This window comes from Achromobacter sp. Root83 (assembly GCF_001428845.1).
In the GTDB taxonomy this organism is placed as follows: domain Bacteria; phylum Pseudomonadota; class Gammaproteobacteria; order Burkholderiales; family Burkholderiaceae_B; genus Achromobacter.
This window is the reverse complement of sequence record NZ_LMIU01000006.1, coordinates 117,090-132,340: the sequence shown is the minus strand read 5'-3', so window position 1 is coordinate 132,340 and position 15,251 is coordinate 117,090. Positions and strand designations below refer to the sequence as shown.

Sequence of the window (15,251 nt, the reverse complement as noted above, 5' to 3'; positions counted from 1 at the left end):
CTGGCTCAGGCAGCCGACAGGGTGCCGTCGACCATGCGGGTCAGGCCCAGGGGATTGGCGCGCTTGACGCCGTCGGGCAGCAGGGCGTCGGGCAGGTCCTGGTAGCAGACCGGGCGCAGGAAGCGGCGGATCGCGGTTGCGCCCACCGACGTCGATGCCGGATTGGACGTGGCCGGGAACGGTCCGCCATGCACCATGGCATGGCTGACTTCCACCCCGGTCGGGTAGCCGTTGGCCAGGATGCGGCCGGCCTTGCGTTCCAGCACCGGCAGCAGCGCCTGCGCTTGCGCCACGTCGGCGTCGTCGACGAACAGGGTGGCGGTGAGCTGTCCTTCCAGATGCTCGGCCACTTCCTTCATCTGCGCCGCGTCCTTGCACGCCACCACCAGGGATGCCGGGCCGAAGACTTCGGCTTCCAGTTCGCGAGAGGCCAGGAACCGATCGGCGCTGGCGCCGAACACCACGGCGCCGGCGGCGTTGCAGGCAGGGTTGGAGGGTTCGCCGCGTCCCACGGTGGACACGCTGGCATGGCTGGCCAAGGCGCCCGCGCCTTGTTCATAGGCCGAGAAAATGCCCGGGGTCAGCATGGTGGCCGCGCCCTTGGCCTTGACGGCTTCGGCGGCTGCCTGGCGGAACCGCTCCAGTGCCGGACCTTCGATGCCGATCACCAGGCCGGGGTTGGTGCAGAACTGGCCCACGCCCATCGCCAGCGAATCCACGAAGCCGCGCGCGATGCTCTCGGCGCGGGCTTCCAGTGCGGCGGGCATCAGGAACACGGGGTTGATGCTGGACATTTCGGCGTACACGGGAATCGGCACCGGGCGGGCATTGGCGGCGGCGACAAGCGCCAGGCCGCCACGGCGCGATCCCGTGAAACCGACGGCCGTGATGGCCGGATGGGTGGCCAGCGCCGTGCCGATTTCATTGCCCGCGCCGAACAGCAGCGAGAACGTGCCTTCGGGAAGGCCGTGCTTGGCGACGGCCTGCTGGATCGCGCGGCCGACCATTTCGGAGGTACCGGGATGGGCGTTGTGGGCCTTCACGACGACGGGGCAGCCGGCGGCCAGCGCCGATGCGGTGTCGCCGCCGGCCACCGAAAAGGCCAACGGGAAGTTGCTGGCGCCGAACACGGCGACGGGGCCCAGCGGCACGTTGGCCAGGCGCAGGTCCGCGCGCGGCAGGGGCTGACGCTCGGGCAGCGCCGGGTCGATGGTGGCGTCCAGGAAGTAACCGTCGCGCACCACGCGGGCGAACAGGCGCAACTGGCCCACGGTTCGGCCGCGCTCGCCCTGCAGACGCGCCAGCGGCAAACCGGTTTCCTGGTGCGCGCGCTCGATCAGCGCGTCGCCCAAGGCCAGGATGCCCTCGGCAATGCTTTCCAGGAATTGCGCGCGCGTTTCCAGCGGCGTTGCGCGGTAGGGGTCGAAAGCGGCACGGGCCAGTTCGGCGGCGCGCGCCACGTCGTCGGACGAGCCGGCGGGATAGCCGGGGTCCAGGCGCTCGCCGGTGGCGGGATTGATGGCGTGCTGGGCAGCGCCCGCGCCAAGGACGGCGGTCGAGCCGATCAACATTTGGCCGGTCAGGTTCATGGTCATCTCCAAAAAATGCGCTCCCCGATCCAACAAGAGGGCGTTTTTGTCCCGGGATGGCCCGGGGACAAAAATGCCCCCGGATCGGGGGCAGGCGGGCGTTATCGGCGCGGGGCTTACTGCGCGCCGGACTTCTTGATCAGGGCGTTGAGCATCTCGAGCTCTTCGCCGGTCAGGTCGGTAAGCGGGGCGCGCACGGGACCGGCGTCGTGGCCGACCAGCTTGGCGCCGGCCTTGACGATGCTGACGGCATAACCGGCCTTGCGGTTGCGGATTTCAAGGTAGGGCAGGAAGAAATCGTCCAGCAGGCGGTTGGTGGTGGCGCTGTCGTTGGCGGCGATGGCGCGGTAGAACTCCATGGCCATCTTGGGCACGAAGTTGAACACCGCCGACGAGTACACCGGCACGCCAAGCGCGCGGTAAGCGGCTGCGTAGACCTCGGCCGTGGGCAGACCGCCCAGGTACGAGAAGCGGTCGCCCAGCTTGCGGCGGATGCGCACCATGGATTCGATGTCGCCGACGCCATCCTTGAAGCCGACCAGGTTCGGGCAGCGGTCCGCCAGGCGGGCCAGGCTGTCGGCCGACAGGCGGGATTGCGCGCGGTTGTAGACGATGACGCCNGCCATCCTTGAAGCCGACCAGGTTCGGGCAGCGGTCCGCCAGGCGGGCCAGGCTGTCGGCCGACAGGCGGGATTGCGCGCGGTTGTAGACGATGACGCCGATGTTGATCGACTTGCAGACCTGTTCGACGTGCGCGGCGATGCCGTCCTGCGAGGCTTCGGTCAGGTAGTGCGGCAGCAGCAGCACGCCCTTGGCGCCCTGGCGTTCGGCTTCCTGGGCGTAGGCGATGGCGGTACGCGTCGGGCCGCCGGTGCCGGCCAGGATTGGCACCTTGCCGGCGCAGGTCTGGACGGCGGTGCGGATGACGTCCGAATATTCCTGCGGAGCCAGGGAGAAGAACTCGCCCGTGCCGCCCGCCGCGAACAGGGCGGTGGCGCCGTAGGGGGCCAGCCATTCCAGGCGGGCCGCATAGCTCTTGGCGTTGAAATCGCCGTTCTGGTCGAAGTCGGTCACGGGGAAGGACAGCAAGCCTTCCGAAACAATGGCCTTGAGTTCCTGCGGAGTCGTCATGTTGCGCTCATCCCTAGGTTGCCGTCGCAGGCGGAGGAAAGGTGCCGCGGACGGGATGCGGTGATAAAAGGTGAGTCATCGTACAACATGAATTCCGGCGATTCAAGATGTCTTTCCCTATGATGCGCCATGTTTACAAGGGGAAACCCGAAATTTATTTCTGATGCCTTTCGGCGATATTCTTCTAGTTGTACGATAACGTATCGGATGCCCGCAGCGCGGCATCCATCGGCAAAAGGATTTTTCATGCAGGTTGCGGCAGAGCAGGCGCCAGTGCTTATCAAGATTCATCCCCAGGACAACGTGGCCATCGTCGCCAACGAGGGCGGGCTGCCCGCGGGCACGGTGCTGCCCGATGGCCTGCAACTCGTGGATACGGTGCCCCAGGGGCACAAGGTCGCGCTCGCGGACCTGGCCGAAGGCGATGCGGTCGTGCGCTACAACGTGGTGGTCGGTTTCGCGGCCAAGGCACTGCCGCGTGGAAGCTGGATCAACGAGCGCGTGACCACCATGCCCGCGGCGCGCACCTTGCAGGACCTGCCCGTGTCTACGCGCATCGTGCCGCTGCCGCCGCTCGAGGGCTACACATTCGAGGGCTACCGCAATGCCGACGGTACGGTGGGCACCCGCAACATACTGGCCATCAGCACCACGGTGCAGTGCGTGCAGGGCGTGGTCGAGCACGCGGTCGCGCGCATCCGCCAGGAACTCCTGCCGCGCTACCCCAACGTGGACGACGTCGTGGGGCTGGAACACACCTACGGCTGCGGCGTCGCGATCGACGCGCCCGGCGCGGCCATTCCGATCCGCACGCTGCACAACATCGGCCGCAACCCGAATTTCGGCGGCACCTCCATGGTGGTCAGCCTGGGCTGCGAGAAACTGCAGCCTGAACGCCTGCTGGCTCCCAACGCCATTCCGATCCGGGCTGGCGAGGGCATGGGCACAGACGGCGTGGACACCATCGTGCTCCAGGACGAAGAGAACATCGGCTTTGAATCGATGATCGCGCTGATCATGCGCACCGCCGAACGCCACTTGCAAAAACTGAACGCGCGCCGGCGCGAAACCTGCCCCGTGTCCGACCTGACCGTGGGGGTGCAGTGCGGCGGCAGCGACGCGTTTTCCGGCGTGACCGCCAATCCGGCGGTGGGTTTCGCCACCGATCTGCTGGTGCGCGCGGGCGGCACGGTGATGTTCTCCGAGAACACTGAAGTGCGGGACGGCATAGACCAGCTCACCGCCCGCGCCGCCACGCCCGACGTGGCCGATGCGCTTATCCGGGAAATGGCCTGGTACGACGAATACCTGCAGCGCGGCATGGCCGACCGCAGCGCCAACACCAGCCCCGGCAACAAGAAAGGCGGCTTGTCGAACATCGTGGAAAAGGCCATGGGCTCGATCGTGAAGTCGGGATCGTCGCCCATCCATGGGGTGCTGTCGCCCGGCGACCGCCTGACCCGCAAGGGCCTGATCTTCGCGGCCACGCCGGCCAGCGACTTCATCTGCGGCACGCTGCAACTGGCCGCGGGCATGAACCTGCACATCTTCACCACCGGCCGCGGCACGCCCTACGGGCTGGCCCAGGTGCCGGTCATCAAGGTCGCCACGCGCTCCAGTCTTGCGCGCCGCTGGCACGACCTGATGGATGTGGATGCGGGCGTGATCGCCACCGGCCAGGCCTCGATCGAGGACGTGGGCTGGGAACTGTTCCGCCTGATGCTGGACGTGGCCAGCGGCAAGCAGCAGACCTGTGCGGAAAAGCTCAAGCTGCACAACGCCCTGGCGCTGTTCAATCCCGGCCCCGTGACCTGAGGGCCGCCTGCGTCATCCCGTAGCGCCATCGAAAAAAAACCAAAGAGGAGACAGCCGATGGATATAGACCCCAAGGTCCAGGCCGGCCGGCGCCGGCTGCTGGGCGCCGCGCTCGCAGTGGGGCCCGCCAGCCTCGTTCAGGCGCAATCCTTCAACTTCACGCCGCAGCAGCGCTATCCGGATCCGTCGGTGCGGATCCTCGATCCGGAGTTTTCCAAGTACCGCATCTACAGCAGCAGCGTGGAACAACTGGCCACGGGTTTCCGCTGGCTGGAAGGTCCTGTCTGGTTCGGCGACGGCCGCTACCTGCTGGTGTCGGACATTCCCAATGACCGCATCCTGCGCTGGGACGAAACCACCGGTGCGATCAGCGTCTTCCGGCACCCCGCCAATTTCAGCAATGGGCTGGCGCGCGACCGCCAGGGGCGGCTGTTGACCTGCGAGCATCTGACGCGGCGCGTCACGCGCACGGAGTACGACGGCAGCATTACCGTGCTGGCCGACCGCTACGACGGCAAGCGCTTCAATTCGCCGAACGACATCGTCTGCCAGCGCAACGGCGCGGTCTGGTTCACCGACCCGCCGTTCGGTATCGGCGGGCACTGGGAAGGCGACAAGGCCGCGCCCGAGCTGCCGCATTCCGTGTATCGCATCGATCCGGCCGGCGGCCGCGTGACGCTGGCACTCAGCGACCTGGCCGGTCCCAATGGTCTTTGCTTTTCGCCCGACGAAAAGGTGCTTTACATCGTCGAGTCGCGCCATCAACCCTACCGCGTGGTCTGGGCCTACGACGTGGGCAGCGACGGCGCCTTGTCCGGCAAGCGCCTGCACATCGATGCGCAGGGCGCCGGCGCCATCGACGGCATCAAGTGCGACGAGGCCGGCAACCTGTGGTGCGGGTGGGGCAGCAACGGATCGCCGGACGCCAAGTCCGAAGAGCTCGACGGCGTGATGGTTTTCAACCCGGCGGGCAAGCCCATCGGCCACATCAGGCTGCCGGAACGCTGCGCCAATCTGTGCTTCGGCGGGGCCAAGCGCAATCGCCTTTTCATGGCCAGCAGCCATTCGCTCTATGCCTTGTACGTGGAGACGCGCGGCGCGGCATAGGGCCCCAACCGCGGCCGGGGCATGGCCGCGGGCAATTCAACAAACGCATCAAACAGCGTGGAGACAGCATGAACCCGAGCAAGAGACAGTTCCTGGGCAGCGCCGCGGCGCTTTGCCTGACGCCCCTGGTGCCGGCATGGGCGCAATCGTCGGATTGGCCGACGCGGCCCGTACGCATCGTTGTGCCTTACCCGCCCGGCGGCTCGTCGGACATCATTGCCCGGATCCTGGCCCCCCGGCTCGCCGAGGTGCTCAAGCAGACCGTCGTGGTCGAGAACAAGCCCGGCGCCAACGGCAACGTGGGCGCCGGCCTGGTGGTGCAGTCGGCGCAGGAAGGCCATACCGTGCTGCTGTGCGACGTCGGCGCGCTGGCGATCAGCCCGTCCGTGTACACCAAGCTGACCTTCGATCCGTCCAAGGACCTGCGCGCCGTCGGCATGCTGGCCTATTCGCCGCACGTGCTGGCGGTGCATCCCGATGTGCCGGCCAAGACGGTCGAGGAGCTGGTCGCGTTGTCCAAGAAGCAGCGCCTGAACTTCGCGGTCACCGCGATCGGCAGCGCGCCGCACCTGGCCGCCGTGGCCGTGCAGCAGGCCACGGGCGCCCAGTGGGAATATGTGCCCTACAAGGGCGGCTCGCAGGCGGTGACCGATACGATCGGCGGACAGACGCAGATCATCATGAACGGCCTGTTGGCGACGTTGCCGCACATCAAGTCCGGCAAGTTGCGGCCGATCGCGATCTCCAAGAAAGAGCGCATGCAGCTCGTGCCGAACATTCCGACGATTTCGGAACAAGGCGTGCCGGGCTTCGAGTCGGGTACCTGGCAGGGCGTGATGGCGCCCGTCACCATGTCCGACCCGGTGGCGGCCCGCCTGTCCACGCTGATGGCGCAGATCGTCAGCCAGCCCGAGGTCGCGGCGCAACTGAACGAGCAGGGCGCCGAGATCGTCACCCGGAATCCGGCCGAACTCTCGCAGTTCTTCAACAGCGAGCGCGAGCGCTGGGCCAAGGTGGTGAAAAGCGCCGATATCCGCCTGGATTGAGGCAGGCGCCACGGCCAGTCCCCGCCTTGCGAGGGGCGGGGGATGGGCGCACACTGGGCAGACACAGTCCCGGTGGAGCGTAGCGATGAAATCATTGATCGCCGTGGCGGCATTGGCTGCATTGGCGGGGTTGAGCACCGCGCCGGCGTACGCGCGGGACGCGCTGCCCACCGTGCCGCGGCCGCCGCAATCCGCGCGTACCCTGCCGGACACCTGCCTGGGCACGTCGTGTCCGAAAAAGGTCGACCCGGGAAAGATCGACCGGGATTGCTTGGGCACGTCATGTCCCGGCTCACGCTACCCGCCAGCGGGCGCGTCTTCTTCCCAGCCGCAGGGCCAATCCGGCCTGAAAGGGCCGGCCCAGCCCAGGCTCCCTCCGATTCCGCCCCGTCCCGGCCAGCCGCCCGTGGGCCCGCTGACCCCGGCACTGCCGCGTTAGGCTGGCAAGGAGCGCGTGCGGGGAGCGCGCACGCAAAGTGACGCGCAGCGGTCCACATGAAACTGAAACCAGCAAATAAACCGGCAAATAAACCGGCAAATAAATCCGAGGATTCAGTCGGAAATCCAATAAAAGTGCATTGTTATCAATGCCTTGATCGAAGCCTTGTTCGGTTGATAAACCGGCAAAAATAGACAATTCAGCTCAGCAGCTCCTACCGTGGCGGGCTGCCGGCGACATACGTTAGCCGTACCGCGAACGCGTATAAACCGCTGTTGACCCGGCGGCTCAACTGGGATGCCAAGCGTGTCCTGTCTCGCTCAGCGTTCGGCATAGCCGTCGATCTGGTCAACGGCGGCGGTATGATCAACCCCTCCGCCGGCAGCGCGCCGTTCCTGGCGATTCACTATGGAAACGCAACGCATGAATGATCGTCTGCAGCAGACGCTGCGCCTTTTTGACCAATACAACGGCGCGGACCCCAACTTGTTCACCTGGGAAGGCCAGACCTGTCCGCAGGAGCTGTTTCTGGCCGAGAAGCTGCACGACTGGGTGCTGAAGCTGGCGCCCGATGCGTCCGAGCCGCTGCTGCTGGCGTCGAAAAGCCAGCATATCGGACGGTGGGAGATCGCGCGCCACAGCTACCCGGAGGGGCGCATCGGCTATCTGTCGTGGCGCAAGGCGCTGATGCGGCATCATGCCCGCATCGCTGAAGACATCATCAAGGGCGCGGGCTACCCGGACAGCGTCGCGGACCGCGTAACGGCGATCCTGATGAAACAGGGCATCAAGCAGGACGCGGACGTGCAGGTGATGGAAAACGCGTTGTGCCTGGTGTTCCTGCAATACCAGTACGAGGCCTTCCACCCCGCCCACGGCGACAAGATCGTCGAAATCCTCAGGAAGTCGCTGCTGAAGATGGATAGCGCCGGCCATGAGCGTGCGTTGTCCCTGTCGTATACCCCCGCGGGACTGGAACACCTGAAACAGGCGCTGGCGGCGCTCGAGAGAGGCCGCTAAGCGCTGGGCACAACGGTTCAGGCTTGCGGCGGCACGGATAGGTATCCCGTGCCGCCGCAAGCCTGTCGTGCCGCCGGTCCGGACGCGGACTTAAGCGGGCTTGTCCGTTGCTGGATCTGCCGGGTCAGCGGCTGCGGGGGCGTCGGTGGCCTCAACGGCCGCCGCAGGCGTCGCCGTGGCATCGGCAGCGTCGGCAGCCGCCGCAGGCGTCGTCGTGGCATCGGCACCCTCGACAGCCGCCGCCGGCGTCGTCGGCATATCGATACCCTCGGCAGCCGTTGCGGGTGTCACGGGCGCGTCGACCGCCTCTGCGGGCACCGCGGACGCGTCGATCGCCGTGGCGGGCGCCGCCGCGGCTTTCTTCTCGGCCTTCGCGCGAGCGGCATTCCGGGAGGCGTTGCGCGACGCCATGCGCTTGGCATGGCGGGCTTCGTTGGCCGTCACGGCGCCGACGGGTTCGCCGTTCAAGTCCACGCGCGGGGCCGCTTCGACCATGCAGGTCCAGTAGCGGCGGCCATCGCACCAGGTCTTGACGGCTTCCTTGATCTGTTCCTCGTCGAGCTGCAAGGCCTGGGCGTGTTGCACCAGGTCAGCCAGCACGCCCAGCTTCAGCGGAAGCTTGGGAGCGGGATTCTTGGGAAACGCCTTCGGAAAGTGGCGCTGCAGCCGCGAGATGGCGACCACGACGGGATCCACCGGCGTCTCGCGGCGCTCGGCGCGCTGGGGGCGCTGGCCCTTGTCGCTGCCTTGCGCGCGCTGGCCCTTGTCGCCGCCTTGCGGACGCGGTCCTTTGCCGGCGCCTTGCGGACGACGCGGCTTGTCCGCGCCCTGCGGACGCGATTCTTTCTTGGGAGCCGCCTTTTCAGGCGCCTGCTTGATCAGCAATTCCCGGATCGCGGCTAATTGTTCTAGTCCCATTTGCTACACAAAAAAAAGGTTTGAGCCGCGAGCGTGACCGCTACGCCGCCATCTGTCGGCCATACAGCACCGTTTGCATGCGCTTTCTTGCTGCTTTTTCGGCCCGGCGAACGGCTGTCCGGACATCGCGGCAAGCAGGGCCAACGACTGAAAAATACCGAATGCGGCCAGGGCAAACGGCAGTAGTAGAACATACACGCTGCGTTCCTGCCCCGGCAATGCGTCAGCCCGGCTTTTGTCGAGATGCCGGATACCCGCGGCAGCGCGGCGGCGGCAGCGACGCCAGGCCGGATTTGTACCAATGATAGCTGGGTTGGCGGGAGGCTGACAGGGCAGGAGCCCGGTCGTCTTGCCCCAAGCCTGCGGGGGATGCAAGACAAAGCGCCGCACGCCTTGGCGCGCGGCGCTTTTTTTTTTACTGATTGGCGCCGCGGATGTTGCCGGCAATACCGCCGGCAGCACCGCCGATGGCCGCGCCGGTCCATGCGCTACCGCCCGCGATGGCGGCAATGCCGGCGCCGGCTGCGGCGCCCATCAGCCCGCCCGTCACGGTGCCTTGCTGTTCCTTGGTCATGTTCGTGCAGGCGGCCAGCGATGCCATCGCGATGGCCAGGGCTATCGTACGGATGATTTTCATGGCGGCTCCTAGGGGGTGCGCTTGGTCTTCGTGGCAGGCACGACGATCTCGAACCAGATGGTCTCCACGACGGGACGATCCAATTGGGTCGGGTTCGCGGCATACCAGCGATCCACGCTGTCGCGCACGGAGTCCAGCGTCTGATTCTGGAGTCCCCTGGAGAATTTTGGAACCAGGGTCTGGGTGTCCGGGACGGCCCGGCGTTGCTGATACGCCTGTTCGACTTGCAGGACGTTCGCCATGCCCAGGAGGTAAGCCTTCTTCAGATTGGCGTCTGATTCCGTCCAGTGCTTTCCGGTGATGATGGGCGCCGCTTCGGGTTCGGCGGCCATCGAGGGTGGGGCGAACAGCAGTGACAGGGCTACGGTTGCTGGGCCTAGCAGGTGTTTTACTCGCATCGCATCGCTCCTTTGGGGAACAAAAGACAGAAAACAACCTTCGCGCGCGATTCGCAGCGGTAGATATTGAATGCCGGTCGAAAAGCGGTATCAACCAATTTATGCCTGAAAGCCCGGCCATGCAAGACTAGATTGCAGGCCGGGTCCGTCGCCATCGGCCACGCTCAGTAGGCCGCCGAAGCGGGCCGCGTGGCGGGTTCGGTGTCCGCTGACAGGAAGCTGGCCGCCAGACGGCGCGCGCTATTGGCATAGAGCAGCACGTCCACGCCGGTCGCCACGAAGGTGCAGCCCAGGTCCAGGTAGCGACGCGCCAGCGCCGGGTCGGACGTCAACGTGCCGGCGGCCTTGCCGCTGTCGATGATCACGCGCATCGCGCGTTCGATGGCAGCCTGCACCTCGGGCGAGCCGGGCCGGCCGCGATAACCCATCGAGGCGGCAAGGTCCGCAGGGCCGATGAATACGCCGTCCACGCCGGGCACCGCGCAGATCGCTTCCAGGTTCGCCAGGGCGGTTGCCGTTTCGGCCTGCACCAGCAGGCAGACCTCGTCATCGGCAATATCCAGGTAGTCGGCGCGCTCGCTCCAGCGCGACGCGCGGCCCACGGCGCTGCCCACGCCGCGCACGCCTTCGGGCGGATAGCGTGTCGCGGCGACGAGGGCGCGGGCCTGTTCGGCGGTATCCACCATGGGCACCAGCAGGTTCTTCGCGCCGATGTCCAGCAGTTGCTTGATGCGCGCTGTTTCGCCCGCCACCACGCGCACGACGGGCTGGGAGCGGTAGGGCGCCACGGACTGCAGAGCGGCCAGGGTGCTGCGCAGATCGTTCGGCGCGTGCTCGCCGTCGATCAGCAGCCAGTCGAAGCCCGCGGTGGCCGAGACCTCGGCCATGTAGGGATCGGCCATGGACAGCCACAGGCCCACCTGGGCCTGTCGCGCGGCAAGCGCGGATTTGAAGGGATTGTGTGCCGGCATGGGTGTGTGCGCTCGTGAAAGGGGATAGGGCAGGGGCTCAGCCAAGCTGGCCCTGGCACAGGTACTTGGTGTGCAGATAGTCGTCCAATCCATAGGACGAGCCTTCGCGCCCGTAGCCGGATTCCTTCACGCCTCCGAAGGGTGCGGCTTCGGACGCGACGGCGCCTTCGTTGATGCCGACGATGCCGGTTTCCAGTGCTTGGGCCACGCGCCAGATCCGCCGGGTATCGCTGGAATAGAAGTACGCCGCCAGGCCGAAGGGCGTGTCGTTTGCATGGCCGATGACTTCTTCCTCGGACGTAAATCGGAAAACCGGTGCGACCGGGCCGAAGGTCTCCTCGCATGACAGCGCCATGGCGGGCGTGGCGCCGGACAGCACCGTCGGTGCGTAGTAGTTGGGGCCGTCGGCGCCGCGCACGCGCTGCCCTCCGGTTTCGATGCGGGCGCCTTGCGCGACCGCGTCCCGGACATGGCGGTCGATCTTATCGACCGCGCGCGCGTTGATCATGGGGCCGATCTGCGCGCCGTCCTCGGTGGCCGGGCCAACCCGCAGCGCCGCCACCCGCCGGACCAGCCGGGCGACGAATTCATCGTGCACGCCGGCCTGCACATAGATACGGTTCGGGCAGACGCAGGTCTGTCCGCCATTGCGGAACTTCGAGGCCATCAGGCCGTCGACGGCGGCATCCAGGTCCGCGTCGTCGAACACGATGAAGGGCGCGTTGCCGCCCAGTTCCAGCGACAGCTTCTTCAACGTATCCGCGGATTCCCGAGCCAGATGCTTGCCCACGGGCGTGGAGCCGGTGAAGGTGATCTTGCGCACGCGGCAGTCGGCCAGCCAGGCATCCACGACGGCGGGCGTGTTCCGCCGCGATGCCGTCACCAGGTTCAGCACGCCGTCGGGCAGACCAGCCTGTTCCGCCAGATAGGCCAGGGCCAGCGCGGTCAGCGGGGTGTCTTCGGCGGGCTTGCCCACCACGGTGCAGCCGGCGGCCAAGGCCGGCGCGATCTTGCGCGCGATCATCGCCAGCGGGAAATTCCACGGCGTGATCGCGGCCACCACGCCCACCGGTTCCTTCAATACCATCATGCGCCGTCCGGGCACGGCGGCGTTGAGGATGTCGCCCTGGATGCGGTTGGCCTCTTCGGCGAACCATTCCACATAGGACGCGCCATACAGCACCTCGCCCCGGCTCTCGGCTAGCGGCTTGCCCTGTTCGGCGGAGATCAAGCGCGCCAGGTCTTCCTGGTGGAGCAGGATCTGGGCATGCCAGCGCTTGAGGAAGCGTGCGCGTTCCTGCGCGGGGCGGCAGCTCCAGTCGGGAAAGGCCGCGTGGGCCGCGTCGGCGGCGGCGCGCGCGTCCGCCGCGCCACTGTCGGGCACATGCGCGAAGACCGCGTCGTGCGCGGGATTGCTCACGGGCAGGCGCGCCTCGGACTGCGCCGGGCGCCATTGCGCGCCGATGAGGTTCTGGTCGCGCAGCAGCGCGGGGTGGGCTAGCGTGGAATGCATGGGATACGGAATCCGTAGGTGTGGTGTCAACTGACAATGCCCAGATGCCAGGGCACGAACTCGTGGTTGCCCAGCCCCAGCGCTTCGCTCTTGGTGGGCTCGCCGGAGGCCGCGCGCAGGATGTGCTCGAAGATCCGCTGGCCCATCTGCGCGATGTCCAGTTCCCCGTCCAGCACCGCGCCGCAATTGATGTCCATGTCTTCCTCGAGGCGGGCGTACATGGCGCTGTTGCTGGCGAGCTTGAGCGTGGGCGCGGGCTTGGATCCGAACATCGAGCCGCGGCCGGTGGTGAAGCAGATCAGATTGGCGCCGCTGGCGATCTGCCCGGTGACGGCCACCGGGTCATAGCCTGGCGAATCCATGAAGACCAGTCCGGCACGGTCGATCGGTTCGGCGTATTCGTACACGGCCTGCAGCGGCGTGGTGCCACCCTTCATGGCGGAGCCCAGCGATTTTTCAAATATGTTGGCCAGGCCGCCTTGCTGGTTGCCGTGGCCGACCACGCCATTGAATTGCGCGTTGTGGCCCGCCGTGTATTTTTCCCACCATGCCAGGCGGTCCAGCAGCTTCTGGCCGACCTCCGGGCTGACGGCGCGGCGGGTCAGCATGTATTCGACGCCGTGGATCTCGGGAGTTTCCGACAGGATCGCGGTGCCGCCGTGGCGCACCAGGATGTCCATGGCCGCCCCCAGCGCCGGATTGGCGGTAATGGCTGAAAACCCGTCCGACCCACCGCATTCCAGGCCAATCTTGAGATGGCTGGCCGGCACGGCGGTGCGCCGCGCGGCGTTGGCCTGCGGCAGCATTTCCTCGATGGCGCGTATGCCCGCGGCAATGGTCGCCCGCGTACCGCCGCTATCCTGCATGACCAGCGTGTGCACCCGCGGGTCCAGCGACAGGTCCTGGGACTCGACCAGCGACGCGACCTGATTGCGTTCGCAGCCCAGGCCCACGATCAGCACGCCCGCCAGGTTCGGATGCCGCGCATAGCCCGCCAGCGTGCGCCGCAGCACGTCGAAATGCTCGCTGGGCGACGACATCCCGCAGCCGCTCGTCTGCGCGAACGCGGCGACGCCGTCCACATTGGGATAGGCGGCAAGGCGTTCCGGCGTGAAGTGCTCGGCGATGTGATGGATGACCGTCGCGGAACAGTTCACCGACGCCAGAATGCCGATGAAATTACGGGTGCCCACCCGGCCATCGGGACGCAGATACCCCTGGAAGGTGGCCCGCTCGGCCTGCGGCAGCAACGCCACGGGCCGAGCGTCCCGACAGAACGCCGGGTCGCGTTCGAAATCGACCAGTTCCAGGTTGTGCGCGTGTACATGGTCGCCGGCCTCGATATCGCGGGCGGCCACGCCGATGATGGCGTCATATTTGCGTACCGGCGTGCCCGCCGGAATACGGCAGGCGGCGATCTTGTGGCCGCCCGGCACCTGCGCGCGCACGCGTAGTCCCAACGCCGGGATGGTCATGCCGAGCGCCAGGGCCTGCCTGGCGATCAGCACGTTGTCGTTGGCGTGAAGCCGGATCAAGGGGTTGGGGTTCACCGTGGAATCAGCCTTTCTGTAGCAGTTCTTTCAGTTTCAGACGCGCGATCAGCCCGGTTTCCTGCGCGTAGACGGACGCGACATACGCTTTGTAGTCCGGGCCGTCCAGGTACATCACCGGCGCATCGATGCGATCGGCAACCTGCTTGAACGCGGCGCTGTTGACGGCGGTGCGGAAGGCGTCGCGCAGCTTGCGCTCGACGGCGGGGTCCAGCCCCTTCGGCGCCCCGATGCCGTTCGGCGCCTCGACCACGACGTCGTAACCGAGTTCCTTCAGGGTGGGCGCGTCCTTGAAGCGGGTTGCGCGCGATTCGCCCCACGTGGCCAGCAGCCGCAGCTTGCCGGATTCGACGTGCGGCGCCCAGGAACTGGAATCCGCCAGCAGGTCGATCTGGCCGCCCAGCACATCCTGCAGCGCGGCCGAGCCTCCCTTGTAGGCAATCGCATTGAATTGCGCCCCGGCCGCCAGCGCGAATTCCTCCATGCCCACGTGCGTCGCGCCGCCGATGCCGGCGTGGCCGTAGGTCACCTGGCCAGGATGGGCCTTGGCGTGCGCGACCACATCCTTCAGGGTTTTGAACGGCGAGCTTGCCAGCACGGCGATGCCGAAGGTCTGGCCCGAGGTGCGGGCAAGATAGGTCAGTTCGTTGCGGGGATCGAGCTGCAGCATTCCAAGCTGGGAAAAGCGCGCCACCGAAATTGGAATCTGCCCGATGGTGTAGCCGTCGGGCTGGGCCTGCGACAGGGCCTTGGTGCCGATCATGCCGGAGGCGCCCGCGCGGTTTTCGACCACGATGGACTGCCCGAGCACCTCGGACGCGACCTGGCAAAGCGCTCGCATGGATTGATCCGCCGTGCCGCCGACCGGCCAGGGGCAGATGAACGTGATGGGCCGCGACGGATAGTCGGCGGCGCGCGCGGTGTACGGAGCCAGCAAGGCGGCGGCGCCGGCACAGGCCACGCCGGCCAGCAGCCTGCGCCGCTGCGGATCAGGGGTAGGGGTGTGCTTCATGGGTTTGTCTCCGGATATCGTTTTTTTAGGATTCGCCGGATAGGCTACTGGCGAACCGTGCTTATTCTCATGGGCTTATACATAACAATCTAATAGAATTGACTC

The 15,251-nt window shown here is 66.8% G+C and carries 14 protein-coding genes and 1 pseudogene; 5 read left to right on the top strand and 10 right to left on the bottom strand.

All coding sequences use genetic code 11. The features are described 5' to 3' along the window. Positions 1 to 5: 5 nt before the first annotated feature. The 3 genes and pseudogenes from ASE30_RS08860 to ASE30_RS29465 all read right to left on the bottom strand — a co-directional run. Entirely contained in the window at positions 6 to 1,589 is a 1,584-nt protein-coding gene (locus ASE30_RS08860; RefSeq protein ID WP_057283928.1) for an aldehyde dehydrogenase (NADP(+)), read from the bottom strand. Between the two features lie 116 nt (positions 1,590 to 1,705). Continuing rightward, positions 1,706 to 2,209, bottom strand: a pseudogene (locus tag ASE30_RS29470) (dihydrodipicolinate synthase family protein); the annotation flags it as partial. A 1-nt stretch (position 2,210) separates the two neighbouring features. Then, positions 2,211 to 2,720: dihydrodipicolinate synthase family protein (locus ASE30_RS29465; RefSeq protein WP_235515229.1), on the bottom strand; the 510-nt coding region annotated here is incomplete at its 3' end. A 246-nt stretch (positions 2,721 to 2,966) separates the two neighbouring features. On the opposite strand from ASE30_RS29465, the gene garD reads away from it, so the two are divergent. The 5 genes from garD to ASE30_RS08835 all read left to right on the top strand — a co-directional run bounded on the left by garD (position 2,967) and on the right by ASE30_RS08835 (position 8,147). Next, positions 2,967 to 4,535 (top strand): galactarate dehydratase, encoded by a 1,569-nt coding sequence (garD, locus tag ASE30_RS08850; protein WP_057283927.1) that lies wholly within the window; start codon positions 2,967 to 2,969, stop codon positions 4,533 to 4,535. A 57-nt stretch (positions 4,536 to 4,592) separates the two neighbouring features. Further along, positions 4,593 to 5,642: an SMP-30/gluconolactonase/LRE family protein gene (locus ASE30_RS08845; RefSeq protein WP_057283926.1), complete on the top strand. Its 1,050-nt coding sequence runs from the start codon at positions 4,593 to 4,595 to the stop codon at positions 5,640 to 5,642. A 68-nt stretch (positions 5,643 to 5,710) separates the two neighbouring features. Further along, positions 5,711 to 6,688: a tripartite tricarboxylate transporter substrate binding protein gene (locus tag ASE30_RS08840; protein ID WP_057283925.1), complete on the top strand. Its 978-nt coding sequence runs from the start codon at positions 5,711 to 5,713 to the stop codon at positions 6,686 to 6,688. A gap of 85 nt (positions 6,689 to 6,773) precedes the next feature. Beyond that, complete coding sequence (locus ASE30_RS28455) at positions 6,774 to 7,127, top strand: hypothetical protein (RefSeq protein ID WP_200964417.1); 354 nt, start codon at positions 6,774 to 6,776, stop codon at positions 7,125 to 7,127. Between the two features lie 423 nt (positions 7,128 to 7,550). Then, positions 7,551 to 8,147, top strand: coding sequence for a DUF4202 domain-containing protein (locus ASE30_RS08835; protein WP_057284002.1), 597 nt, complete (start codon positions 7,551 to 7,553; stop codon positions 8,145 to 8,147). A gap of 90 nt (positions 8,148 to 8,237) precedes the next feature. Here ASE30_RS08835 and ASE30_RS08830 read toward each other — a convergent pair whose 3' ends face one another. The 7 genes from ASE30_RS08830 to ASE30_RS08800 form a co-directional block, all read right to left on the bottom strand. After that, entirely contained in the window at positions 8,238 to 9,065 is an 828-nt protein-coding gene (locus ASE30_RS08830; RefSeq protein WP_235515228.1) for a ProQ/FinO family protein, read from the bottom strand. Between the two features lie 415 nt (positions 9,066 to 9,480). Then, positions 9,481 to 9,702, bottom strand: coding sequence for a hypothetical protein (locus ASE30_RS08825; protein WP_057283923.1), 222 nt, complete (start codon positions 9,700 to 9,702; stop codon positions 9,481 to 9,483). An 8-nt stretch (positions 9,703 to 9,710) separates the two neighbouring features. Further along, entirely contained in the window at positions 9,711 to 10,100 is a 390-nt protein-coding gene (locus tag ASE30_RS08820; RefSeq protein ID WP_082601525.1) for a hypothetical protein, read from the bottom strand. Between the two features lie 164 nt (positions 10,101 to 10,264). Next, the gene (locus ASE30_RS08815; RefSeq protein WP_057283921.1) at positions 10,265 to 11,071 is read right to left on the bottom strand and encodes an aldolase/citrate lyase family protein; all 807 of its coding nucleotides are present in this window, start codon (positions 11,069 to 11,071) and stop codon (positions 10,265 to 10,267) included. 37 nt (positions 11,072 to 11,108) lie between these two features. Further along, positions 11,109 to 12,584, bottom strand: coding sequence for an NAD-dependent succinate-semialdehyde dehydrogenase (locus ASE30_RS08810; protein WP_057283920.1), 1,476 nt, complete (start codon positions 12,582 to 12,584; stop codon positions 11,109 to 11,111). A gap of 26 nt (positions 12,585 to 12,610) precedes the next feature. Then, positions 12,611 to 14,134 (bottom strand): UxaA family hydrolase, encoded by a 1,524-nt coding sequence (locus tag ASE30_RS08805; RefSeq protein ID WP_057283919.1) that lies wholly within the window; start codon positions 14,132 to 14,134, stop codon positions 12,611 to 12,613. A gap of 7 nt (positions 14,135 to 14,141) precedes the next feature. Further along, on the bottom strand, positions 14,142 to 15,146 hold the full coding sequence (locus tag ASE30_RS08800; RefSeq protein ID WP_057283918.1) for a tripartite tricarboxylate transporter substrate binding protein: 1,005 nt from the start codon (positions 15,144 to 15,146) through the stop codon (positions 14,142 to 14,144). Positions 15,147 to 15,251 lie beyond the last annotated feature (105 nt).